Annotated in this window: 17 protein-coding genes and 1 pseudogene; 9 read left to right on the forward strand and 9 right to left on the reverse strand. The window is 42.4% G+C overall.

Annotated features, from left to right (window positions below; all coding sequences use genetic code 11):
* Positions 1-726: 726 nt before the first annotated feature.
* The 8 genes from BLP92_RS13210 to BLP92_RS13245 all read right to left on the reverse strand — a co-directional run bounded on the left by BLP92_RS13210 (position 727) and on the right by BLP92_RS13245 (position 10,661).
* Positions 727-1,374: a YesL family protein gene (locus tag BLP92_RS13210; RefSeq protein WP_090843436.1), complete on the reverse strand. Its 648-nt coding sequence runs from the start codon at positions 1,372-1,374 to the stop codon at positions 727-729.
* A 2-nt stretch (positions 1,375-1,376) separates the two neighbouring features.
* Positions 1,377-2,960, reverse strand: a complete 1,584-nt coding sequence (locus BLP92_RS13215; protein ID WP_090843437.1) for a glycoside hydrolase family 43 protein — start codon at positions 2,958-2,960, stop codon at positions 1,377-1,379.
* A 35-nt stretch (positions 2,961-2,995) separates the two neighbouring features.
* Entirely contained in the window at positions 2,996-3,877 is an 882-nt protein-coding gene (locus BLP92_RS13220) for a carbohydrate ABC transporter permease (protein WP_090843438.1), read from the reverse strand.
* A 15-nt stretch (positions 3,878-3,892) separates the two neighbouring features.
* Positions 3,893-4,771, reverse strand: coding sequence for a carbohydrate ABC transporter permease (locus BLP92_RS13225; protein WP_090843439.1), 879 nt, complete (start codon positions 4,769-4,771; stop codon positions 3,893-3,895).
* Between the two features lie 90 nt (positions 4,772-4,861).
* A complete protein-coding gene (locus BLP92_RS13230; RefSeq protein ID WP_090843440.1) occupies positions 4,862-6,244 on the reverse strand; it encodes an extracellular solute-binding protein in 1,383 nt (460 codons plus the stop codon).
* A gap of 679 nt (positions 6,245-6,923) precedes the next feature.
* On the reverse strand, positions 6,924-7,694 hold the full coding sequence (locus BLP92_RS13235; RefSeq protein WP_090843441.1) for a response regulator transcription factor: 771 nt from the start codon (positions 7,692-7,694) through the stop codon (positions 6,924-6,926).
* Complete coding sequence (locus BLP92_RS13240) at positions 7,663-9,444, reverse strand: cache domain-containing sensor histidine kinase (RefSeq protein ID WP_090843442.1); 1,782 nt, start codon at positions 9,442-9,444, stop codon at positions 7,663-7,665. The genes BLP92_RS13235 and BLP92_RS13240 overlap by 32 nt, the downstream gene beginning before the upstream one ends.
* Positions 9,445-9,491: 47 nt before the next feature.
* Positions 9,492-10,661: an ROK family transcriptional regulator gene (locus BLP92_RS13245; protein ID WP_090843443.1), complete on the reverse strand. Its 1,170-nt coding sequence runs from the start codon at positions 10,659-10,661 to the stop codon at positions 9,492-9,494.
* A 417-nt stretch (positions 10,662-11,078) separates the two neighbouring features.
* Between BLP92_RS13245 and xylA the strand changes: the two genes are divergently transcribed.
* The 8 genes and pseudogenes from xylA to BLP92_RS13285 all read left to right on the forward strand — a co-directional run bounded on the left by xylA (position 11,079) and on the right by BLP92_RS13285 (position 21,484).
* A complete protein-coding gene (gene xylA / locus BLP92_RS13250) occupies positions 11,079-12,416 on the forward strand; it encodes a xylose isomerase (protein ID WP_090843444.1) in 1,338 nt (445 codons plus the stop codon).
* Positions 12,417-12,497: 81 nt separating this feature from the next.
* Positions 12,498-13,988 (forward strand): xylulokinase, encoded by a 1,491-nt coding sequence (gene xylB / locus BLP92_RS13255; protein ID WP_090843445.1) that lies wholly within the window; start codon positions 12,498-12,500, stop codon positions 13,986-13,988.
* Positions 13,989-14,568: 580 nt separating this feature from the next.
* A complete protein-coding gene (locus tag BLP92_RS13260; RefSeq protein WP_175444292.1) occupies positions 14,569-16,320 on the forward strand; it encodes a DUF2334 domain-containing protein in 1,752 nt (583 codons plus the stop codon).
* Positions 16,320-17,573: pseudogene (locus BLP92_RS13265) on the forward strand (glycosyltransferase family 2 protein); the annotation flags it as partial. The gene BLP92_RS13260 and the pseudogene BLP92_RS13265, both read left to right, overlap by 1 nt.
* Before the next feature lie 119 nt (positions 17,574-17,692).
* On the forward strand, positions 17,693-18,841 hold the full coding sequence (gene wecB / locus BLP92_RS13270) for a non-hydrolyzing UDP-N-acetylglucosamine 2-epimerase (RefSeq protein WP_090843448.1): 1,149 nt from the start codon (positions 17,693-17,695) through the stop codon (positions 18,839-18,841).
* 16 nt (positions 18,842-18,857) lie between these two features.
* Positions 18,858-19,964, forward strand: coding sequence for a glycosyl hydrolase family 8 (locus BLP92_RS13275; protein ID WP_139148957.1), 1,107 nt, complete (start codon positions 18,858-18,860; stop codon positions 19,962-19,964).
* 328 nt (positions 19,965-20,292) lie between these two features.
* Positions 20,293-20,820 (forward strand): GrpB family protein, encoded by a 528-nt coding sequence (locus BLP92_RS13280; RefSeq protein WP_090843450.1) that lies wholly within the window; start codon positions 20,293-20,295, stop codon positions 20,818-20,820.
* A 19-nt stretch (positions 20,821-20,839) separates the two neighbouring features.
* A complete protein-coding gene (locus tag BLP92_RS13285) occupies positions 20,840-21,484 on the forward strand; it encodes an SDR family oxidoreductase (RefSeq protein WP_090843451.1) in 645 nt (214 codons plus the stop codon).
* Positions 21,485-21,506: 22 nt separating this feature from the next.
* On the opposite strand, the gene BLP92_RS13290 is transcribed toward BLP92_RS13285, so the two are convergent.
* Positions 21,507-22,814, reverse strand: coding sequence for a Na+/H+ antiporter NhaC family protein (locus BLP92_RS13290; RefSeq protein ID WP_090843452.1), 1,308 nt, complete (start codon positions 22,812-22,814; stop codon positions 21,507-21,509).
* A gap of 330 nt (positions 22,815-23,144) precedes the next feature.
* On the opposite strand from BLP92_RS13290, the gene abc-f reads away from it, so the two are divergent.
* On the forward strand, positions 23,145-24,668 hold the full coding sequence (abc-f, locus tag BLP92_RS13295; protein ID WP_090843506.1) for a ribosomal protection-like ABC-F family protein: 1,524 nt from the start codon (positions 23,145-23,147) through the stop codon (positions 24,666-24,668).
* The last annotated feature ends 87 nt before the right edge of the window (positions 24,669-24,755 follow it).

Raw genomic sequence — 24,755 nt, forward strand, 5'->3', positions numbered from 1 at the left:
TTATTACAGCATGGGCTTCTCAAAGTGTTTATAAAGTAAGAAATTTTATATATTTATGATTTGCTGTGTATAGGTTCTCCTCCGCTTTCCGGCGGAAGCTTGCCGTGGGGCTAGTCTTCAGCTATTTGCAATGCCTGCCGGATAGAACAAAATAAGAAGAGCATGGGTCCGCGCAGCCACATCCATCTCGGAAAAAGCATACGAGATGGATGTAAAACCCTGGCTGGCTTCCCTCATGCTTGGAGAAAATGTCCAAAAAAATCGTTTGGACATTCTCTCACAGACTGCGCTTTAATCCCACTGGCGTCACCGCCGGGCGCTATGGAGAAAAGTTATTTCCGAAGAAAAAGTGTTCGTAGCTCTGCGGTTTCGTATAAAAACCATTGCCTCCCTTAATTATGCTGCAGTCGCAAAAGAGTCGATACCTGGAGGATTTGAACGATTCTTATATCTTCCTAGGCGTTCTTACTGGGAAGATATAGTAAGCATGTGCGAAACCAGCCAATGATCTTTAAATCACTGGAAAGAGCTCTTTACTTTCCAGTGATTTGGCTGCGTGAAGCCATGCTCCTCTTTTAAGAAGGCAGGTTAGCGGAGAGAGTTCCCTCCGGAAAGCGACCCTTCGGAGACAAAAGCATAAAATCGTATACTTATACAAAAAAAGTACTTTTTCAACAGCCTGAGAAGCCCATGCTGATTATTACAGCATGGGCTTCTATAAAATATTTACGAAGAGAAGGCTTCCTGATTAGTAAGCACTGCCGAATTTTTTGTTTCCAGCCTTTTCTGTACTACGTACATAAAGAGCACAGCAAAGGCAGATACTCCCCAAAAGCTCAGGAGTATAGGGAAGAAGTAAAAAGCGGCAAGTAATGCAGTGAAGCCGAGCAGGCTGACAGCTGCAGTTTTCAGATGGCTGAAAGGTAAGAATACAGCAACTAAAAATATTTTCGCGAATGGCATCTCCGGCATTGTTACATAAGCCGGGAAAAAGAATGCTAAAGTGATGCTGAATAAAAACATCGTGAAAATGAGTCCTGACATCATCGCAATCAGCATAGTCCCTTCAAACTGCGGCAGAAGCCATGTATTTAAAGCAATCAGGCTTCCTCCTGTCCAGAAGAAGATACCAAATTTATTCGCCTTGAGAAACTCCTGTTTATAGGTCGTTGCATAAAGTGCAAAAATTTCATTCAGTGTATCTCCGCGGACAAGCTTCCTGAGTATAGTGTATAAGGCGACGGTGGAAGGGAAGATCCCTAAAACTATCCCGCCGGCAAGTGTAAAGATGACCCATAAAAAATTTGCATAAGCCAGTTTCACAAACCAATCGCTGACGACGTATAAGGGGTTTGACATCCACCGTACCATCATAACTATCTCTCCTTCGTTTCGTAAATAAAGTAATCAAAATCAGCAGGCTTTTTCGTGCCGCTGTAATCCTGCGTTGCCATACCGATAAAAGTACCGGTAAAGCGGACGTCAGGAGCTGAGTCATCTGACATGTGCGTAGTATCAAGCACCGGGCCTATCTTTTTCCAGTCCTGCATCTCCTCATCCTGATAAAACAGCTGGAGCTTATCTTCGTTGATTTCTCCACGAAGTTTCACGCTGCCCGTCTGCGCAATTCTTACGGGAGGGAGAAGAACTTCTTCATACTCACCGCTTACCGTGCGCAGAATCTGCAGTACACGTCCTTTGTCTTCCTGGTGGGTGATATGAAGATATACATGATCTTCAGTATCGTAATAAACAACCAGCCCTGCTTTATGCTGGTAATATTCCGGATCATAATCAAGCTTTGTCTCAAACGTGCTGTAGAAAGATGTCTGTCTGCGGGCTACCAGACTCTGGTGATGGACCGACGAAAGTGATTCGCGGCCAAAGAGACGCAGATAGCCAGGACGTTCTTTTAAAGAAACCCAGGAGTCATCCATCGGCACACGCAGAGAATTCCAGGCACCGTTTAATTCTTCAGTATCAAAGTCATCTTTTGGATCTTCCGGTTCAAATGGATGCTCGGGAAGATCGGGTGCTTCTGTCTCTGTGCGCGGGAAATGATCACCATGTGCCAGGCGAACCCAGCCATCTTCCGTCCATTCAACTTTCTGGATAGAAGTTTCTCTGCCGAGCGTACAGTATTTTTCTTTTAATGGACGTCCGCAGAGATGAACAAAGTACCATTCACCGTTTGGTGTATCTACAAGGCTGCCGTGTCCAGCTTTCTGGATTTCCAGCTCAGGATTTCCTCTGGAGCTGATAAGCGGATAATTCGGGTCTGTTTCATAAGGGCCGTCAATCGATTTCGAACGTGCTACCGTTTCCGCATGTTCATATTCTGTGCCGCCTTCTGCAACAAACAGGTAATACCAGCCGTCCTTTTTATAGATATGCGGCCCTTCTGTCAGCTTTATGTCTGTCCCAGTATAAATGGTTTTAATTGGACCGACCAGCTTTTCTTCTTTTTCGGAATATTCCTGAAGAATAATGCCGGCAAATGGGTGATTTCCGGAGCGGTAATCCCAGATCATATTTACATACCACTTGCGGCCGTCATCGTCATGATATAAGGAAGGATCGAATCCGCTGCTGTTCAGGTAAATTGGTTCTGACCAGGGGCCTTCAATAGAATCAGCGGTTACGAGATAGTTGTGCGCATCCTTATATGCACCGTGCCATTGTTTAACATCTGTATAAATTAAATAAAATTTTCCATCGTGATGGGAAAGGCATGGCGCCCAGACGCCGCCGGAATTCATATTGCCTTTCATATCAAGCTGGGACTTCCGCGTAAGAGGGCTTCCTGCAAAGCGCCAGTTCTTTAAGTCTTTGGAGTGGTGTATTCGTACGCCCGGGAACCATTCAAATGTAGATGTAGCAATATAAAAGTCATCGCCAACCCTTAATATAGAAGGGTCGGCATGGAATCCTGGTAAAATTGGGTTCTGAATTTTTGACATAAAACAGTACAACTCCTTGGATAAAGTAATAAAATTTAACCTTTTACAGAACCGGCAGTCATTCCTTCTACGATACGGTTACTTAGGATAAAGAAGGCAATGAGGATCGGAAGCATACTGATTACAAGCGTTGCACCGATCGCACCCCAGTCAGTAGAATACTGTCCGATAAAGTTTTGAATACCGACTGTCAGTGTTTTTAAGCTGTCAGAGCTGATAAAAGTGTTTACAAAAACGAATTCATTCCAGTTGTAGATCATGTTGATGATTGCTGTTGTTGCTACTACTGGAGCAGTAATCGGCAGAATGATTCTGAAGAACATCCGATGCACCGAGCATCCGTCCATAATAGCTGCTTCCTCCAGTTCCCTTGGCAGCGTGTAGTAGAAACCGAGAAGAATCATCATTGTCAGCGGCAGGTTAAACGCTGTATAAGTCAGGATAATGGAAAGGTGATGGTCCATTAATCCTACGTTCATAAAGAAACTGAAGAGCGGGATCAGGGTGGAGTGTACAGGAATCATTAATCCTACCATAAATAAGCCGAGTACAAGTTTATTTAATTTCCACTGCATTCTTGTAATAGCGAATGTTACAAAGCTTGCCAGTAAAATTGTGAGAATTACTGAAGATCCTGTAACAATTACACTGTTAAAGAAATAGAGCCCGATATTTCCATCTGTCCATACTCTGGCATAGTTGCCCCATTGAGGATCTGATGGAAGCGCAAATGGTGCCAGATTAAATACTTCCTGATTATCTTTTAAAGAGAAGAGCAGAAGCCAGACCAGCGGTAAGAGCTGTACCAGCGCTACAATTCCTAAAATAACATAGAGAAGGAGGTGGGTGATTTTCAAACGAAAAGACCCGATTTTCACCCCTTCTGATGATTCTACTGCTGTTGAATTTGAAGACATGAGCTTTCCCTCCTTTTAATACTGTACTTCATCTTTCGTTGCTGTTGCTCTACGGATAAGATAAGTAACAATTAAAATCATTACAAGCATGAAGAAACCTATTGCACTCCCGTAACCGAAATCATTGGTACGGAAAGCAAGTTTGTACATATAAGAAGCCATTACTTCACTGGCGCCGTTCGGGCCGCCGTCAGTCATTACGTATATCAAATCAAAATATTTTAAGGACCCGATCACTGCAAGTACAATGGTAACTTTAATAATACCGGAAATGAGCGGAAGCTTAATTTTGTAAGCGATCTGGAAAGGACTTGCTCCATCAATTTTTGCTGCTTCTTCCAGTTCTTTTGGAATATTTTTCAAAGCTGCATAATAAATGATGATATAGAATCCGGCATACTGCCAGATAATCGGAATAAAGATCGCGAATAATACGATACTTGTATCAGAAAGCCATAATGGCGGGTTTTCAATTCCAATAGAGGTTAAAAAGCGGTTCATAACACCGTTGGTAGGGTGATAGACACGCATCCAAAGCTGGGCAATAGCTACGCTGGAAAGCAGCATAGGGATTAAGTAAATTTTCCTGAAAAGGTCTGCACCTTTAACATTTCCAGCAAGCACAAGGGAAACTCCTAAGTATAAAACAAGACTCCCCACAGAAAATAAAGCAAGCAGAAATGAATGCCAGGCACTGCTCCAGAAAGCACCGTCTGTCATAACAGCAGCATAGTTTTCCAAACCAATAAACGTCATAGCGCCGATACCATCCCAATCCATAAGACCATAATATCCGGTCATAACAATCGGAACATAAATTAATGTAAGAATAAGCAGTAGAGCAGGCAGTGTATACATGGCAATGATCCGCTTATCCGACATGATTTTATTCATGACAAGTGTCTCCTTTCGATAACAATTCATTTAAAAATAAAACTCGTCCCATATCTCCTTGAGGAAATTATGGGACGAGTAGAGAGGAGCTTATTCGTCTTCCTGTAATGCTTCCTCATGTGTTTCTGCAAATTCTTCAGGTGTTGTTTCGCCACCGAATAGTGACTGAATCATGTTCAAGTGTGTTTCAGCAACGCTGGAGCTCATCTGTACATCAGCAAAGAGTGTAATATCATTTGCATTGTTCAGGTCGTCAAGTACATCGACAAACAGGTCAGGAAGGTCTACTTCCTCAGTGTTTACCTGTGTACCAGGGATTACACCAGCTTCTTCTACAGAACGCTTGCCCCACTCCTGTGCGAAGTGCTTAACAAATGCTTTTGACTCTTCCTGCACATCAGACTCTTCAGATACGAACAGTCCAACACCTGGTCCACCTACCCAGTTGTCTACATTACCGTCGCCGCCGTCAACTTCCGGGAACTTAAAGAAGTCAATGCTGTCACGGAATTCCTGTGGAACTTCTTCGTTTGTAGTGTAGTTAGGAAGATCCCATGAACCGATAAGGTACATTGCTGCACTTCCGTTCATGAATTCTGCTTTTGCTTCCTGGTCGGAAAGACCGTTAAATCCAGAGATAAATGCATCGTGATCTACCATTTCCTGAATCTTTTCAGCAGCTTCTACAAGGCGCTCGTCTTCGAAAGAACCACTTCGGTCAATCGCGGAGTTTAAAGCCTCAGATCCGCCGATACGGTCAGCAAGATACATATACCAGAGAGAGCCAGTCCAGCGGTCACGGTTACCAAGAGCAATCGGTGGCATTCCTGCTTCTGCAAGAGTATCAATTACTTCAAGGAACTCATCGTAAGTTTCAGGTACTTCTACACCGTGCTCTTCAAAAATTGCTTTGTTATAGAAAACAGGTGCAATGTTCAGCTCAAGTGGAAGGGCATAAGATTCGCCGTCAACTTCATAAGCTTCGAGAGTACCAGCTACGAACTCATCACGCAGTCCGTCTTCTTCAAGGATGTCATCAAGCGGAGTAAACATGTCACCGTTTACATAAGGCTCAAGGAATCCAGCAGGCCAAGTCATACCTACGTCAGGAAGCTGGTTGGAGGAAGATACAACCTGAAGCTTGTTTTTATACTGCTCGTTCTCCAATACTTCCAGCTCCACTGTTACGTGTGGATGCTCTGCTTCAAAGTCTGCAATAATATCAGAAACGATTCTGTGATGGTCAGGAGAACTTCCCTGTGGCCATAGGTGCATAAAATCGATTGTTACTTCTTCCTGATCTTCCGCTGCGTTATTTGCAGCTTCGTTATTAGCATTAGCGTTTGTATTGTTACTGTTGTTCTCGTCAGCGCTTGCAGTTTCATTCGCGTCGTTTCCTCCGCCTCCGCAGGCAGCTAACATTAAAGCAGCAGTGGTAAGTGTCATGAATGGGACAAAAGCTTTCTTTTTCATTATTTTGTTTCCCCCTTATTAATTTGGTGTAAGCTCAGTATAACAGCGCTGAAAGCGCTTTATAAGGTAACGTTGATTAGCTAAAATACCAATATAATTCGTTGGTTAAACTAAGTATTTTAGTACTTTTTATATAAAATATCTTTCTGCAGAAATGTAAAAAGGCTTATTAAGCGAGGTTTCTATCCAGATAATATTTTTAAACCGAGTTAAAAAATTCTATTATTTTCAGATTTTTATTCTTTCTGATTTCTTTTTATTAGGCTGCTTTAAAAATATAAACTGCGTTAATTAAGAAGTAATAAGGATGCTGCACTTTCGGAGAGGGGCATGTGCCAGAAAAAATTGAGCAGACAAGGCGGTATTCAAGACGCCCATGGAAAAAGAAAGATTTGCTTCAGCTGGGTTTAACGGAGAGAATGAATTCGGCTGGACGCTTTTCGCAATATATTGGCTTCCTTTTCCTATGAGGCTGTATTATAGAGCGCTTGTTCACCATCGGCAGTTTTCTTTTCGAACGACTTAAGTGGAAAGGGTGGCGGTTATCATTCACAATAGAAAATCAAGAAAAATCCCCGATGAAAAAAACTCCATCGGGGATTTCTGCTTGCAGTTATTATAGTAGAAAGTAGAAATCTGTTTGAGAAATCAGAAGGCAGGCAGCTTTTTATTCGTATTTTTAATCCTCTCTGGCTTCTTTACGGTATTTACTTGGTGTTTTTCCTTCGTATTCTTTAAAGATCTGGATAAAATACTTGGCTGTCTGATATCCTGTTCTTTCCGCAATTTCTCCCACAGGAAGGTCGCTTGTAAGCAAAATCCGCTTTGCCTGCTGCAGCCGTTTTCGCGTAAGGAACTCGCTGAACGTAATGCCCATCTGTTCTTTGAAAAGCACGCTGAAATAACTGGGATTCAAGTGGACGTGTGCAGCTACATCTTTTAAGCTGAATTTTTCTCCTAAGTGCTCCTCAATAAACTGAGCAGCTTCCTGCAGCGGCTCAGGAAGACTTTCAATCTGCTCGAGTGCAGGATCTTCCATCGCTTTCTCTACCATTGCATAACGATCTTTTTTCTCTCTTGCGGCTAAAGCGGAACTCACTGCTTCAATAAAGGCTTCTTTTTTCACAGGCTTCAGTAAATAGTTTACTACTCCCATTTTCAGGGCACGCTGTGCATATTCAAATTCGGAATACGCAGAAATGACGATAAACACTGGTTCCTGATTTAACTTTTTTGTTTTTTCAATGAGTTCGAGTCCAGTCATTTCAGGCATGCGAATATCGGTAATAAGAAGATCCACTTCGTGTTCCTGCATAAATTCCAGTGCTTCAAAAGCAGTACCGGCAGTATGAATATCTGCCAGCTGCTCATTCCATGCATCCAGTCGACGCTTCAGCCCCTGTCGGGATTTTGGTTCATCATCTACGATCAAAATGAGAGGATTGCGCATCTTTTTGCTCTCCTTTCATAGGAAGTATAAAGGTTATTTCCGTGCCGGCTTCTGGTTCGCTTTCAATATATAATCCTGCATGATTGTAGTCCTGATAGGCTAATTCAATGCGCTGATATAAATTCTTCATCGCAATACCGGTCCCCCTTGACTCAGGCACCAGCTTTGTGTCCATCGAATTACGTATTTTCTGCAGGACAGCCGGAGTCATTCCACGGCCGTTATCTTTTACGGTTATTTCTAAATAAGAAGGTATTTTTGCTTTTTTAATAAAAATTTCTACCAGTCCATCAGAAGATTTTTCACCGATCCCATGAATTAAGGCATTTTCTATGACTGGCTGTACCAGGAGCTTTGGCAGTTCATAACTACTGAGTTCGTCATCCATGTGAACTTCCCACTGCAGCCTTTCCCCGAAGCGCAGTTTCATAATGTGAAGGTAGCGCTCTACCTGCATCAGTTCTTCACAGATGGTTACCCAATCATCCTCCTGGACGTCAGAAATTGTGTATCGAAACAAATCAGATAGAGAAATAATCATTTCCGCCATTTCTTCATCGTGTTCATCCAGCGTCCAATAAATTGCCTCCAGCGTATTAAATAAAAAATGAGGATTTATCTGTGCCTGCAGCGCCTTGAGTTCAGCTTGCGTTTTCAATAATTCTTTTTCATAAACAGCTTTAATCAGATGGTTCGTAGTTTCCACCATTTTATTATAGGTATCATTTAACTCAGTAATTTCTCTGGTAGAGGAGATACGCTGACTTTTTCGCAGTGCTCCGAGCGTACCAAATCTCATGGCGTGGGTCAGCTGGCGTATTGGTCTGGAAAGATAATTTGAAACAATCCAGGAAGCAATAATAAAAATGATCAGTCCTACGCCTCCTGCAATTAAAATTGCTGTTCCTATTCCTTCGATCCCTTCGAGGAGACTGCTTACCGGAGTGAAAATTATTAACGTCCAGCCGGTATAGTCGGAAGTTGTTTCCACCCGGACGAATTCTTCTCCATTAACATCCACGACTTCCTCTTGTGAAAATAAAGTATTGGAAGAAAGATCGGCAGGGAGATTTCCGGTAACCTCCTGATTATTCTGGTCTAAAACAACTGCGTACTCATTTTGGATGTCCAATGTGTCTGCAGCCCCGGAAAAATTAAAATATCCTTCGTTTACTTTCGTTACTAAATAACCGCCCCGTTGAAAATCTTCATCTATGAGATTAATCTGCTTTATTGCAACAAATGAATTTGCATCCAGCGGATCTCTTCCAGCCCAGACAAGCTGTCCGCGGGCTTCCTGTGCTGCGCTGAACCAGACAGGATGAATCCGGGAAGTCAACGGAAGTTCATTCAGAGGGAAGAGACGGCGCTGATCCAGGAAATATAGTTCCAGTGAGGTGAGCCCTGTAGTATAGGACTGATAGCTGTTAATTATTTCGTTCATTGACTGACGTTCAGCAAAGGTAGTCTGAACTCCATATAATTCGCGCTGGAGCAGTTCCTGAACAGCCGGATCTGTTGCCACCTGACTTGTGATCATTTCGATAGTTTCAAACTGGGTATCTACTCTTCCTAGAGCCTGATCCGCTGTCTGCTCAATCTGGCCTTCTGCATTTCCCTTAATAATTTCGGAAACAAGATTGTAAGTTAAAATTCCTACAAAAGTTAATACCAGGATCATTACAAAAGCAAAGATCGATAATATCTGATTTCTCAACGTATTTTTCGGACGGACGATAGAGAGCAGCATGCGGTGTCCTCCCTTATGATGAAATTAATTTATCTGACACGGGAAGTTTACACGCTTACCTGCTCATCTGATTGAAACTGCTTGCTTAAAAATGTCTCTATACTGAATGCAGCAAGCCCTAATACTGTTGAATACTGATAGTTCTGGCTGAAGCTTATTTCAGTTTCATGAAGTAAAACAGGGAGCGTTTTTTCTTCTATTACTTGCGTAGCTTTGGAAAGTAAATACTTCTGTGCCTTAGCGAGACGGTTTCCAATTACAATTTTCTGCGGGTTGAAGGTATGAATTATATTTGTTAATCCGACTCCAAGGTAATAGCCAATTTCATCGAAAACCTGACGGACTGCTTCTTCTTTGTCCGCTCTCTCCAACAGTAATTCCATATCCAATGGCTCCCCGTTTTCACTGAATGCAGTAAGCAGCGCCATTTCTGAAGCGTACATCTCCCAGCATCCCCGGTTCCCGCATCGGCAGGAAAGACCGCCATCTACAATTGTAGTGTGACCCATTTCTCCCATAAATCCATGAGCGCCGCGCATCAGGTTTCCATCGAGAACAATTCCTACTCCAATACCAATGCCGGCACTCACGTAAATAAAGTCATTTTTATATTGTGCCGCACCGAACATTTTTTCCCCGTAGGCACCTGCGTTTGCTTCATTTTCAATAATTACAGGCACCTGATACTGATCCTGAAAAATTTCTTTTATATTCGACTGCACCCAGTCCAGGTTAGGGGTACTCAGAATTTTTCCTTCCTTATTAACAAGTCCGGGAACACCAAAACCTATTCCTACTACAGCGAACGGGGAGGAATTTGTTTCTTTTATGCAGTCATCTATCATGGATTTTACTTCCATTACCGTTCTCGTAAAATCATTTGTATTAAAAGGACGGTATAATTCATGCAGAATAGAACCTCTTAAATCAGTCAGAACCACTAAAATATAATTTACGCCGATATCACAGCTGATTGTATAGCCTGCTTTTTCATTAAACTGCAGCATTAAAGGACGCCGGCCCCCGCTCGATTTACCGAGCCCGGTCTGATAACAATATTCTTCATTAATTAACTCCTCTACAAGAGAAGAAACAGTTGCTTTGGTTAATCCCAGCTTTTGTGAAAGTTCAGCTCTTGAAATAGGTTCCTCTTCTCTGATTGCCTGCAGTACGACAGATTTATTAGATAACTTTACTGCTTTTTGATAATTCGCCATGTCCTTCGCTCCTTCAGTGTGGATAATGTAAAGAAATAAAAAATAATACTCATTTTATAAGGTATAGAAAAAAACTTAGTTTAATCAAAATTAATTTTACTAATTAACTGCATTAGCACTATCATACACGAAGGTATTATAAAGAAGCGAATAGAAAATTAATAAAAGGCTGGGTGACATTAATGTGCGTATTAATTAAATTATTCTTCTGTACAAACTGTCGTTTTTACCAGCAGCCATAGCTGTCTTCACTAAAAGGCTGAAACGGGAAGAGAATCAGCATACCTCCTTTAATGAAATAATTGTCACCTAAAAAAAGTTCTATAAATTTATTAGTTAATTCAATGGACAAACTAAGTTTACCCTGCTACAATAAATTTATCAAGTATTCTTTACACCATATGGAGGGATTTTAGAATGGCTAATAACTCAAATTCTTATTTTAACCAGGTTCCACAGATTCAATTCGAAGGTTCTGCTTCAACGAACCCTTACGCTTTTAAATATTATAATCCGGAAGAAAAAATAGGCGGAAAGACGATGGAAGAGCAGCTTCGCTTTTCTGTAGCTTACTGGCATACATTAACGCAGGATGCATCTGACCCATTCGGTGCAGGAACTGCACAGCGTCCCTGGGATCACTTCAGCGGCATGGACTTAGCGAAAGCACGTGTAGAAGCAGCATTTGAATTTATTGAAAAAGTACAATCTCCATTCTTCTGCTTCCATGATATCGACATAGCGCCGGAAGGAAGCAATTTAAAAGAAACAAACCAAAACATTGATACGATTGTAGCAATGATCAAAGATTACATGAAAACTTCTGACGTGAAACTACTTTGGAATACAGCAAATATGTTTACGCATCAGCGTTTCGTTTCTGGAGCAGGTACTTCCAGCAACGCGCACACTTATGCGCATGCAGCAGCAAAAGTAAAGAAAGGCCTCGAAGTAGGTAAAGAACTCGGCGCAGAAAACTATGTGTTCTGGGGCGGGCGTGAAGGCTATGAGTCTTTATTAAACACGGATATGAAGCTTGAATTTGATAACCTTGGCCGTTTTTATCATATGGCACTTGATTATGCAAAAGAAATTAACTTTGATACGCAGTTCCTGATTGAGCCAAAGCCGAAAGAGCCAACTACGCATCAGTATGACTTTGACGTAGCTACAGCAACTTCTTTCTTATATCAATATGGACTGCAGGATCACTTCAAGTTTAATATTGAAGCGAACCACGCAACACTTGCAGGGCATACGTTTGAGCACGAACTCCGTACAGCAAGAATCAGCGGTATGCTTGGTTCTGTAGATGCTAACCAGGGTGACCCGCTGCTTGGTTGGGACACGGATGAATTCCCGACAGACCTTTATTCGGCAACACTTGCAATGTACGAAATTCTGAAAAACGGCGGACTGGGACGAGGCGGACTGAACTTCGATGCGAAAATCCGCAGAGGTTCTTTCAAGCCGGAAGATCTGTTCCACGCGCATATTGCAGGAATGGACAGCTTTGCAGTAGGATTGAAAGTAGCAAACAAAATGATCGAAGACAAGTTCTTTGAGAATATTGTGGAAGAACGCTACAAAACATTCAATGACGAAATCGGCAAAAAGATCGTAGAGGGTACTACAAACTTCCACGAGCTTGAAAAGCATGCGATGGAGCACGGAGAAATCGATCACGCTTCAGGTCACCTGGAGAAAATCAAAGCAGGCATTAACCAGTACCTGCTGCGTGTGAACGAACTGTAATTTAAACACTTTAAAAATAAGCCCGTTAGCGTAAGAGAGCTGACGGGCTTTATTAAAAGAAAAATAGAAAGGATGAAGAAAATGAGCTACGTATTAGGTGTAGATTTAGGAACAAGTGCAGTGAAAGTCCTATTAGTTGATAAAAAAGGAACTGTACACCAGTCTGTCAGCAGAGATTATCCTCTGTACCATGAAAAAGCAGGATGGAGCGAACAGGACCCGGAGGACTGGGTAAAGGCAACAATTGAAGCCGTGAAAGAAATTGCAGAAAGTGTTGAAAGCGCTTCAGACATCGAGGGCATGAGCTTTTCCGGACAGATGCATGGACTTGTGCTGCTGGATAAAGACAATGCTCCTCTCAGAAGAGCAATTTTGTGGAATGATACGAGAACGACAGCGCAGTGCCGTGAAATAGAAGAAAAGCTTGGTCTTGAAAAACTGCACCGCATCACAAAAAATCCTGCACTTGAAGGCTTTACGCTGCCAAAAATTTTGTGGGTAAAAGAAAATGAACCGGAATTGTTTAACCAGGCAGAAACTTTTGTTCTGCCGAAAGATTACGTAAGGTATGCGCTTACCGGCAATGTACATATGGATTATTCCGACGCTGCAGGAACATTGTTGTTAGACGTAGCAGAACAGGAGTGGAGTGAGGAAGTCTGCACAGCAGTGGGGATCTCTCCAAGCCTGTGTCCTCCGCTGACAGCTTCCCATGCTGATACAGGAGCTTTAAAAGAAGAAATAAAACAGCAGACCGGCTTAAACGATGTCCGCGTGTTCGCGGGCGGCGCAGATAATGCCTGCGGCGCGATTGGTACGGGAATTCTGGAAGAAGGAGCAGTGCTCAGCAGTACCGGAACTTCCGGAGTTGTGCTTGCATACGAAAATGAGGGAACGAAAGATTTTGGAGGAAAGGTGCATTACTTTAATCACGGAGAAGAAAATTCCTTTTATACAATGGGTGTGACGCTGGCTGCAGGCCATAGTTTTACCTGGTTTAAAGAAACTTTTGCTCCTGAAAAATCTTTTGAAGAGCTGCTGGAGCTCGCAGCAAAATCTCCAGCAGGCGCGCAAGGCCTATTATTTACTCCGTACATTTCTGGAGAACGGACCCCTCATCCTGATGCTGAAGTGAGAGGAAGCTTTATTGGAATGCATGCTTCCCACACGCTCGGCGACTTTACACGAGCAGTAATTGAAGGAATTACGTTTTCTCTGCAGGAAACAATGGTTATGTTTAAGGAGCAGGGAAAAACAATTGACAGAGTAGTTGCTACAGGAGGCGGAGCAAAAAGTGATCTATGGCTGCAGATTCAGGCAGACATTTACAATGCACCAATTGTAAAACTGAAAAGTGAACAGGGTCCTGGCCTGGGAGCAGCGATGCTTGCAGCTTATGGCTCAGGCTGGTTCGGTTCCCTGAAAGAAGCCGCCGATATTTTTGTAGAAGAAAAAGAACGTTTTCAGCCTGATACGAAACAGGTCGAAATTTATAAAAAACTGTTTCCTCTATATCAGCAGATTTACAGCGCTACAAGCAGCTTGAGTGCTGAGCTGAAAGATTACAGATAATCTATATTGCTTTTGTGCTGCTGAACATATTTTGTGTTTAGTAGCACGAGGCTGTTGAAAAAATACTTCTCCTGTATAATTATACGCTTTTGTGCTTTGTCTTTGAAAGACACCCAGTGATGAGGATCCAATACATAGATAGGCATAAATATACAATTTCTTTCACTTTATAAACACTCTGAAAACCATTGAAGATTAATTTCTTCAATGGTTTTTTAGTCTGGTAAAAACCATATCTTTTCTTACAAATGTACAGTGAACTGCTTTCTGTTTAAGGTTCTTGCACTGCTTATCAACGATACTCCATAATGAAGAACTATAAAATTAACAAAAAAGTACACTATTTCCCATAAAGACGTAATTGCACTGTTAATTCTTAATAAAGAATGTAAAATCCCTTTATTTACATGTCATTAATAGATATAGAGAGGTATTTATAGATATAAAGAGTATTTTAATGCTTTATAACGAACAAAACCTAATTTTACCTAAATATGAACTTTGCGTTCTTTATTTAACAATGATAGATTCGTTATTAAGAACAAAATTCTTATTTTTGGAAGAAAGTAGGCGAATAAAAATGTCATTCGGAAAAAAGTTGAGAAGAAATATTGGGTCGTTTTTCCTGGGATATATATTGATAATTAGTTTGATCATGGAGCTGCCTGAAGCTTCTGCAATAGAACATACTGATTCCAATGCTTCGGTGCTCGTAGTATATTCTTCCGAAAAGAATGAAATAGATTTTGAGCAAAGAGTACTGGATATGGCACTGGGACACTTTTCAGAAGATATAGCTTATATTAATACATCTGAACTTAGTGAAAAAGATTTAGCGGGGGTAACGCATTTATTTTATTACGGCCTTATGGAAGAAAAAATTCCTGAAAAAGCTGCAGAGATAATTACATTATTTGATGGTCCTACAGTGGCAATCGGAAAGAATGTTGAAAATCTCGGAAAGAAGTTTGATTTTATAGAAATGGGCGAGGAAGAAACTATAACTGAAATAAACATACTTAATGAAACAAATAAAAAGAGAATCATCGAACCGAATACAATTTTAGGAATCGATATCAATAAGGAAGCAGAAGTTTTAGTAGAAGGTAAAGGGAAAACAGGCACGTATCCATTCATTACTCAACTCCACGACAGCTATTATATAGCCTCCGACAAGCTCATCCCACCTTATTCTGTGTATTTTTCCCAAATACTTAATCAGGTCTTTAATGCAGAAACGAGTAAGGAAACTCCCGCGTATCTTCGTCTGGAAGATGTGCACCCGCTCGCAGATGCCGAAGGATTAATGGAAATAGCAGAGTATCTTAAAGAAAAAAACATTCCTTACATGATTGCAGCGATCCCGGTTTATACGCACCCGGAAACAGGCAGAGAATATCATTTTCATGATGCCCCTGAAGTATTAAAGGCTTTACAGTACATGCAGGAGAATGGAGGAAGTGTAATACTGCACGGCTATACCCATCAATTCAGAGAGGATGAAACAGGAGAAGGCTTTGAGTTTTGGGACGTGGAACATGATATGCCCGTATACCATGGGCCGGATGAAGAGCCACGCGATAAAAAAGAAAGTGATTTTGAAAAGGAAGCAGATTATTTAGCTTACCAAGAAGAAAACATTCAGTACGAAACGGAGTATGTGCGAAATCGATTAACGAGAGGCGTGCAGGAATTAACCAATTATGGACTGTACCCTCTCGCATTTGAGGCCCCGCATTATACGATGTCTCAAAATGGCTACAAAGTAGTATCTGAACATTTTTCCACTTATGTAGGGCAGCTGCAGCTGAGTGATGAAGACTGGGAAACGATGGAAAGCACTCCCTATGCTGGTAAACCAAGTATATTGCACGGAATGACACTTCTGCCGGAAACAATCGGCTATGTGCAGCCGGATGATAGCAATGCAGTGGAAAAAATGATGGAAAAAGCAGAGGAGCATCAGATCACTGAAGGAGGAATGATTGGAGGATTTTATCACCCTTATCTTGGGATCGATGGTTTAAAAGAGGTAGTCCAGGAAATGGAAAACATTCCGAATATCGACTGGATCGATTTAAAGGAGCTCGGTACAGAAGTAAACGTAGAAAATGTTTCTATTAAAGGTAAAAACGGAAGTATTCAGGTGGAAGTAGATCAGATAGGTTTAATGACAACTTCTAAAGATTTTCCAGTATATCACATAAAACAGTTGATTGAAAAAGTTACCTGGGGAATTGCTGGAATTGGAGGTTCAGCAGTAATAATGTTTATCGGATACACTATTTTCCAGCGTCCGAGAAGGAGATTTTTAACAGGGAGGGTTAAATAGTGGCTGAGTTATTATTGTACACTTCATTATTTTTAATCTGGTTTATGCTTTTCTATCATATGTTTCTAATGCAGGGAGGCTATCTTCATTTTCTGAAACATCCGGAAACAAAAAGAAAATGGGATCTTGAGCCCGGGGAGCTTCCAACATTTAGTATATTGATTCCTGCACATAATGAAGAAGTAGTCATCGAAAAAACGCTGCAAGCAATGACAGAACTGGATTACCCGAAAGAAAAGCTGGAAGTTATTTTAATAAATGATAACTCCAGTGATGCTACGGGGAAAATAGGAGAAGAATTTGCACGTGAATTTCCTTTTATAAAAGTACTTCATACAAAACCCCCGCATGCTGGAAAAGGGAAGTCCGGTGCATTGAATCAAGGTTTTAAAGTGTCTTCCGGGGAAATTATTGCTGTGTATGATGCTGATAATCTGCCAGAGCCTGAAGCGGCCTATAATTTGGCTCTTGGTTTGAATAAAGATGAAAAAGCCGGTGCGGTTGTAGGGAAGTTCCGGGTATTGAACGCCAGGAAAAATATTTTGACCCGCATGATTAACGTAGAGACCCTCACTTTTCAATGGCTCGCGCAGGCCGGCAGATGGTTCTGGTTTAAAATGTGTACGATTCCTGGTACAAACTTTGCCATCCGCCGTTCGATTCTGGAAGAACTGGGCGGGTGGGATGAAAAGGCTTTGTCTGAAGATACGGAGCTCAGCTTTCGCGTATACAACCTCGGTTACTATATCCGATTTTTTCCGGAAGCAGTGACCTGGGAACAGGAACCGGAAAATCTAAAAGTCTGGTGGAAGCAGAGAACCCGCTGGGCACGGGGAAATGAGTATGTTATTGCTAAATATTTAATAGGATTCTTTAAGCTGAAAAATAAAAAAATAGGACTTGATCTCGCGTACTTCCTGTTCACTTATCTTCTGTTCTTTGGAGGCATTCTTATCTCTCATGCAATTTTCGTGACAAACATTTTCGTAGATCTAAACTTGACGATCGGCACTGTTTCCTACGTGCTGCTTATTACAGGATTCCTGCTGTTCGTAACGGAAGTACTGCTCGCATTGAGTATGGAAAAAGGACAGTTGACGATGAAAAATGCTGCAGTAGTAGTGCTTATGTATTTCACGTATTCTCAGCTTTGGGTAATTTTAGTAATGTATGCAACTTTCCTGGAAGCAAAACGAATGATCTTCCGTCAGGAAGTAAAGTGGTACAAAACGCAGCGGTTTCAGCAGAATAAGCCGGAAGAAAACATTACAGGACCAGTTTTAGTACCGGATCCTCCTTCTTCTGAACCAGATACTAAACCGCGGCCGGTGTTAGTTACGAGAAAAAAGAAGATGAAGGAGAGAAAAATCAAATGAAGGTGATGACTATATTTGGAACGCGGCCGGAAGGAATCAAGATGGCACCGGTGATTCAAGCTTTAAACCGGGATCCATTCATTGAGAGTGTTGCATTAAATACCGGTCAGCATAAAGAAATGCTGGATCAGGTGCTGGAACTGTTTCAGCTTGTTCCTGACTATAATTTACACATAATGAAGAATGGGCAAACGGTTGAGGAATTAACGTCACGGCTCATTCAAACGGTAACGCCAATTATTCAAAAAGAAGCTCCTGACTTGGTACTCGTTCATGGAGACACGACTACTACCCTGGTAGGAGCGTATACAGCCTTTCTTCAAAAAATACCAGTAGGACATGTGGAAGCAGGGCTTCGTACAGACAATAAATATTCTCCGTTTCCAGAAGAAATAAATCGTCAGCTTGTCGACAGGCTCGCTTCCTACCACTTTGCGGCTACGCCATCCAATAAGCAAAATTTAATCGATGAAAAAATAAATGCAGACCACATCATCGTCACAGGAAATACGGTGATAGATGCCCTGCTGCAAATTACGGAGCAGCCGCATCTTTTTCCCGCAGCACTAAAGAAAATATTTAAAAGTGAAAAGAAAACAATACTGCTTACCACGCACAGAAGAGAGAATCTGAAGGACCTGCAATATGTTTATCGGGCAATTAACAGAATTGTAAAAGAAAATAAGGATGTACAAGTGGTGTTTCCAGTGCATAAAAATCCAAAAATCCGGGCAACTGTCCGCGCAGAAATTGGAGAGAATGAAAATATACATTTAATTGAACCGTTAGATTATCAGGATTTTGTACATGTTATGAAACAATCATATTTAGTGATTACTGATTCCGGCGGAATTCAGGAAGAGGCGCCGGGACTTGGCAAGCCGGTTCTTGTGGCTCGCAACACTACGGAGCGTCCAGAGGGAGTAGAAGCTGGAACATTAAAACTGGTAGGGACCTCCGAAGAAAAAATTTACACAGAATGTACACGCCTGCTGGTAAATGAAACAGCCTACAAAAGTATGGCTGCGATCAGCAATCCGTTTGGAAATGGAGAAGCAGCAGCGCATATAGTTTCCTGCATTAAAAATAATATTTTTGAAAATATTTCTGAGGGTATGCTCGAAGAAACACTGGAACGTATTTAGGGTGGTGAAAATTCCGATGAGTTATCTTTTGTTTGGGCTGCTTCTTCTGGCAGGGGTGCTTGTTATAATGTTTACACTGAATTCTCAGGCCTCTGAAGAAACTGCGCTGTCTACGCCGGCAACAGAAACTTTTATAAACACCTGGCTGAGAAATGATAATGATACACTTGCCACCTATATTAAACCAGGGGAAGAACTGGATGAAGATCTTGTAAAAGGAAGAGAAGCGCTGGCGGAAACTCTTGGATTATGGATGGAATATGCATTGGAAAAAGAAGATGAGACTATGTTTAAGGAAGCATACGACCAGCTGCATGAATATTTTTTGGAAAATGACGGTTTTATTAATTGGAAAATAACAGAAGAAGGAGAGAGCAGAATCTCTTCCAACGCCTTGATTGATGACATTCGTATAGCGGCTGCTTTAACTTATGCAGATGCAAAGTGGGTAGATGGTGCATACCTGCAGACAGCGGAAAAGATCAGTAATTATTTAAATCAGCATAATGTAAGAGAGGGTATATTTACAGACTTTTATGAACGGAAAGATAAGTACGCAAGCAGTGTGATCACTCTTTCTTATATTGATGAGACTTCTCTTAACCTTCTGGTCCAAAAAGCAGGATTAAATCACACTGCAGCGGAAAATACGATAAAAGTGCTGCGGGAAGCGCCGATAGAAAACAGTTTCTACCCTAAATCCTATAATGTGGAGGAAAAAGAGTACGTCTTTGATGATGAAATAAATATAGTTGATCAGGCAATTACCGCATACCATCAAGGTGCAGCAGGAGAGCGTTCTGACTCACTTTTATCATTTATTAAAGAGGAGATGGCGGAGCGCGGGGCAGTGCATGGCATCTACGAAAGAGAAACAGAAGCACCGCTTGTAGACTATGAATCTCCAGCGATTTACGCCTATCTTATTATGTACTCGCTTAGGATAGACGAAGAAGGATTGGCAGAAGAAATTTATCACAGAATGAAGGAATTTCAAGTGTCAAAACGCAGAAGTGATTATTATGGGGGATACGGAGTCACAGACCAGGACACGCATATATTTGATAATATCAATCCGCTGATTGCGGAAGAAAAAATGAACACTGTCTCTGCAGAGAAATAGAATATAAGTAAGTGGAGGGCTTTCCGAAAATTTTTTTGGGAGCCTTCATTTTCGTTGAATTCTCTTTTCCATCGACTGCCATGAAAATATAAACTACATTGGTGAGTTCTATATGCCGCTGCGCTTATGGCAGAGGCATACCGGAGAGCTCGCGCTCGTTCTATTCTGCTAAACTTTTATGTGCAAGATAGCCTTGTATAAAACGTCGGTGAGAAAGGAAAACTCTCTGCTGATATAGAAGTTAGATTATACAGAAACTGCATTCAGATAGAGAAGCAACAGAACTGATTTCTATCAAGTGATATTGGCTGCAGCAGGGAGGCAGAGAATGACAAGAAAAGTGGAAGTGGTGCCCTATAACTTGGGTTGGCCGAAAATATTTCAGGCAGAAGCGGCGGCGCTTTGGGAAGTTTTCGAAAGTGAAGCTGAAGAGATACATCATATTGGCAGTACAGCGGTCCCCGGTATCACAGCTAAACCAATCATTGATATCATGCCCGCTGTGCGTGACCTTGCTGAAGTAGATAAAATGGAAAAAGAAATGAAAATGCTGGGCTATCAAATCTATGGGGAATATGGGATCGAAGAAAGACGTTTTTTTACAAAAGATATTTCAGGAGTTCGAACTTTTCACGTACATGCTTTTTTGAAAGACAGTCTCCACTATCACCCGCACCTTGCTGTACGTGACTATTTAATTGCACATGAAGAAGCAAGACGCACCTATGGAAGTTTAAAAAGATCATTGGCATGGGAATACCCTAATAATGTGAACGCTTATGCAGAAGGAAAACACGCCTTTGTAAAAGAACTTGAAGACAGAGCAGTGCACTGGTACAGAAAACAGAGGAAATAACAGAGAGGGTGAAAACGACATGCGTGTATTCGTAGTAGGAGCAAATGGACAAATAGGCAGGCATCTGGTAAAAATGCTGAAAGAAAGTGATCAGCACGATGTCCGCGCAATGGTAAGGAAAGAGGAACAGGCAGATGAATTTAAAGCAGATGGGATTGAAGCAGTGGTAGCCGACCTTGAAGGAGCAGTGAGTGATATTGCTGCCGCTGCCGACGGCTGTGATGCAATTGTATTTACTGCAGGATCAGGCGGAAGTACAGGACTCGATAAAACACTGCTGATTGACTTGGATGGAGCCGTAAAAACGATGGAAGCAGCTGAAGAAGCAGGGATTGCCCGGTTTGTAATGATCAGCGCCATTCAGGCAAATAACCGGGAAAACTGGAGCGAAAAAATCCGGCCTTATTTTGCAGCGAAGCATTATGCGGACCGGGAGCTGATGAACAGCAGTTTAACCTACACGATCATCCGCCCGGGCGGTCTGCTGAATGAGCCGGGCACCGGCAAAGTGAAAGCGGAGGCAAACCTGGAAAGAGACTCTATTCCACGGGAGGACGTCGCTGCTACAATTATGGCAGCATTGGATGAAGAAGCGACTTATAACAAAGGATTCGATCTTGTGTCCGGAGATGATACTCCTTCAGAAGCATTAAGTAAATTATAAGAAAAAACTCCGATGCGGGGAATTACTCCTCCTGCCTCGGAGTTTTTTTACGGAAGCTGCAGCCAAGAGTGATTATTGGCATGATCCAGAGAAATACAGCAAATGGAAGGTAATACAGCACCGGCACGCCGACGATCGTGCTGCACAAAATTGCAAGCAGGCTCCATGGCACCAATCCGGCAAACATAACGGTGGAATCCGCGAGTATTCTGGAAAGATATTTTTGATGAAAATGTTTTTTCCAATGCGGCAGCAGAGAGCGTCCCATTAACAGAATGGGAAAAGACTGATTGGGAGAAACGAGAGACACTCCTGCTGCAACCCCGATTGTCTGCGCTGTGTTTACGGCAAGAGACGTGGTATTAGTGAAGACGCGTTCCAGCAATGGCTGCAGCATTTCCGTCTCTTCGATAATCTGGCAGTAGGCCCCTACGAGCAGAATGAACAGCACGAAAGGGAGCATATCAACGAGGCCGTTGAGCGTTCCGACTCCGCTGAAAGCTCCTGCAGCCCATGCCCCTGGGGAAACCCCGCGAAAAAGAAGTATAACTCCTGCAGCTGCAATCGCAGAAGAAAAACATACTTTCATGTCCTTTCCGAGAGAAATTAGACCGAGTAGCAGCAGCGGCGGAATAAAAGAAAATGCCAGAGAAGACCAGATAACTTCTTCTCCGCCATTGACCTGTCCTGCATCAGGACGAATAGTGAGATCTATGCACAAGAAGATCAGCGTAACAGCAGCCATCCCTGCCAAAAGCGTAGGAATTATAGTCCGCAGGTGGTTTTGTATACTCAGTTCTGCAGAAAAAGCAAGCAGCTGAAAAGAGCTTGAAAGCGGGGAAGAGCGATCTCCGACAAACGCACCGGATACCAAAGCTCCCGCAACGACGGCTTCAGGAAGCTGCAGCGTTATACCTGCACTCATTAATGGAATTCCTACGATACTAAGCGCTCCGACAGCGCTTCCTACTGTGATCGACATCACTGCTGTAATGAGAAAAGCTGCCGTTAAAAAGAATTCAGGGGAAATAAAGTTTAAAAATAAGTTATTTAAATCATCTATTGTTCCTGCAAGTGCCCAGGTAGGAAGGAGAAGGCCGATGAATACAAGCAGCCATGCAACGTTGCGGTTCCGGTAAATCCCCTTTTTCACAGCGGCGATCAACTCAGTCCAGCGCACGTTCTTTCCAAGGGTAATCGTGATTAATGCACCAGTGCCGGGCAGCATTGCTGCTGCCAGCGGAAATCCTCCAGCGACCGCGCCCATTAATGGAAGCAGGGTCAGCAGAAAAATAAGCAGAATTTCTATGTAAGTAAATGTTCTTCGCATCAGGCATCACTCCGGAAGTATTGTAGCATAGAGCGCGAAAGATGCCTACTGCAGGCCGGCTTGACAAAATTTGAAAAATTGGATATGTTAGCGTTACCAATTAGAGAAAGGGTGAATGTGGGCCGATGAAGTACTAATCCTGTTATCGCACTGAACGAGAAAAGGAAGCAGACAAAGGTTTATTCAGTCTGCCTAAAACCGTTCAGAACAGGATCATCGGCACACGCATCTTTTTACGGATTATGGGGCTAGGCCCCAGTGTGTCTTCTTGTTCTGAATGATCAGAGCCAGGGAGACTTTTTTGTGCTCCTGGAAAAAGGAGAGATAGATATGATGCTTGAAGCAAGTGGATTAAAGCAGGAAGTGAAGGGTAAAAAGCTGTTTTCGATTGAAAGGCTGGAAATTCATGAAGGAGACAGAATCGGCCTGATTGGAGAAAACGGAAGTGGAAAAACAACTTTGATGCAGCTGCTGTCAGGGGAAAAAGATGTGGAAGAGGGGAGCATTCACCGATACAGCTCCCACGGTTATCTGCCGCAGCTGAAAGAAACAGACAGTACGAAGAGCGGCGGAGAAATAACGCAGAAATATATTCAGGAAGCACTGCAGGTGGAAGCGGGAATATTATTTGCGGATGAGCCTACGACGAATCTGGACACAGCGCATATCAAATGGCTGGAAGAAAAACTGCAAAACTGGAAGGGTGCGCTCGTGCTGATTTCTCATGACAGAGCTTTTTTACATCATTTGTGCAGTAAAATATGGGCGCTGGAAGATGGCCGGCTGCATATTCATCCAGGAAGCTACAAGGATTATGAAGCATTTAAAAAGCAGAAAATGCAGGCACAGGAAAGAGATTACGAAAAATACAGAAGAGAGAAAAGACACCTCGAGCAGGCACTTCTGCAAAAGCAGGAGAGAGCAGCAAAGGTGACAAGCACGAAAAACGTAAGCCGCTCTGAAGCGAAAATTACCGGGGCAAAACCTTATTTCGCAAAGAAACAGAAAAAAATGCAGCAGGTAGGAAAATCCATTGCTTCACGGATGGAGAAACTTCCGAAAGCCGAGAAACCGTGGCGGAAAAAAGAGTTGATAATGAGTGTCCCCGAAGCAGAAGGAAAACAGGGAAAACCTGCAGTAATTGTAGAAAAGAGCACCGCTGCAGCTGGAGCTAGACAGCTTTGGGAAAGCCGGCCGTTCGTTTTGAAATATGGAGACCATGCAGCTTTAAACGGAGAAAATGGCAGCGGAAAAACGACTTTTGTCCGCAGGTTGCTGAAAAAAGAAGGTATCCGCATACCTGCCTGGGTGAAAATAGGCTGCTTTCATCAAAATCTGGAGAATCTGCATTTGCATAAAACGATTCTGGAAAATGTGAATGAGTATGCAATACAGTCGGAAACAACAATTCGTATTGTTTTAGCAAGGTTAGGTTTTCAAGGGGAGAAGGTTCATACGAAGGCCGGAGTGCTGAGCGGCGGGGAACGGGTGAAGCTGTCTTTTGCGAAAATTTTCACCTCTGATATAAATATGCTTGTGCTGGATGAGCCGACAAACTATCTGGATATCGAAGCAATGGAAGCACTGGAAAGCCTGCTTCAGGAGTACGAAGGCACTGTCCTGGTTATTTCCCACGACAGAAGTTTTATTGAGCAGGTGACGGATATTTCCATTGAAATTGCTGATGGGATACTAAGGCTGAAGGAAGCAGAAGCGGTGGAAAGGAACGCGGAGAAGGAAGAAGCGATGGTGCTGGAAACAAAAATCAGCGAGGTGCTCAGCAGACTTAGTATTGAGCCCACACCGGAGCTGGAAAAAGAATTTCAGGAGCTGTTAAAAAAGAAAAATTCCTGAATTTCCTAATGGAACTTTTTTCAAACAAGTTCGTAAAGGAAAGCAGAGAAGCAGCACGAGAGAGTCAAACACCTTCTGATACTATTT

The sequence above is a fragment of the Alkalicoccus daliensis genome, assembly GCF_900103955.1.
GTDB classification, from domain to species: Bacteria; Bacillota; Bacilli; order Bacillales; family Salisediminibacteriaceae; genus Alkalicoccus; species Alkalicoccus daliensis.

Coding starts and splice junctions, on each gene's coding strand:
- BLP92_RS13235 (WP_090843441.1), bottom strand. CDS start 7,694: ATGCGCAATCCTCTCATTTTGATCGTAGATGATGAACCAAAATCCCGA.
- BLP92_RS13285 (WP_090843451.1), top strand. CDS start 20,840: ATGCGTGTATTCGTAGTAGGAGCAAATGGACAAATAGGCAGGCATCTG.
- abc-f (WP_090843506.1), top strand. CDS start 23,145: ATGATGCTTGAAGCAAGTGGATTAAAGCAGGAAGTGAAGGGTAAAAAG.
- BLP92_RS13280 (WP_090843450.1), top strand. CDS start 20,293: ATGACAAGAAAAGTGGAAGTGGTGCCCTATAACTTGGGTTGGCCGAAA.
- BLP92_RS13215 (WP_090843437.1), bottom strand. CDS start 2,960: ATGTCAAAAATTCAGAACCCAATTTTACCAGGATTCCATGCCGACCCT.
- xylB (WP_090843445.1), top strand. CDS start 12,498: ATGAGCTACGTATTAGGTGTAGATTTAGGAACAAGTGCAGTGAAAGTC.
- BLP92_RS13290 (WP_090843452.1), bottom strand. CDS start 22,814: ATGCGAAGAACATTTACTTACATAGAAATTCTGCTTATTTTTCTGCTG.
- BLP92_RS13230 (WP_090843440.1), bottom strand. CDS start 6,244: ATGAAAAAGAAAGCTTTTGTCCCATTCATGACACTTACCACTGCTGCT.
- BLP92_RS13220 (WP_090843438.1), bottom strand. CDS start 3,877: ATGTCTTCAAATTCAACAGCAGTAGAATCATCAGAAGGGGTGAAAATC.
- BLP92_RS13225 (WP_090843439.1), bottom strand. CDS start 4,771: ATGAATAAAATCATGTCGGATAAGCGGATCATTGCCATGTATACACTG.
- xylA (WP_090843444.1), top strand. CDS start 11,079: ATGGCTAATAACTCAAATTCTTATTTTAACCAGGTTCCACAGATTCAA.
- BLP92_RS13210 (WP_090843436.1), bottom strand. CDS start 1,374: ATGATGGTACGGTGGATGTCAAACCCCTTATACGTCGTCAGCGATTGG.
- wecB (WP_090843448.1), top strand. CDS start 17,693: ATGAAGGTGATGACTATATTTGGAACGCGGCCGGAAGGAATCAAGATG.
- BLP92_RS13275 (WP_139148957.1), top strand. CDS start 18,858: ATGAGTTATCTTTTGTTTGGGCTGCTTCTTCTGGCAGGGGTGCTTGTT.
- BLP92_RS13240 (WP_090843442.1), bottom strand. CDS start 9,444: ATGCTGCTCTCTATCGTCCGTCCGAAAAATACGTTGAGAAATCAGATA.
- BLP92_RS13260 (WP_175444292.1), top strand. CDS start 14,569: ATGTCATTCGGAAAAAAGTTGAGAAGAAATATTGGGTCGTTTTTCCTG.
- BLP92_RS13245 (WP_090843443.1), bottom strand. CDS start 10,661: ATGGCGAATTATCAAAAAGCAGTAAAGTTATCTAATAAATCTGTCGTA.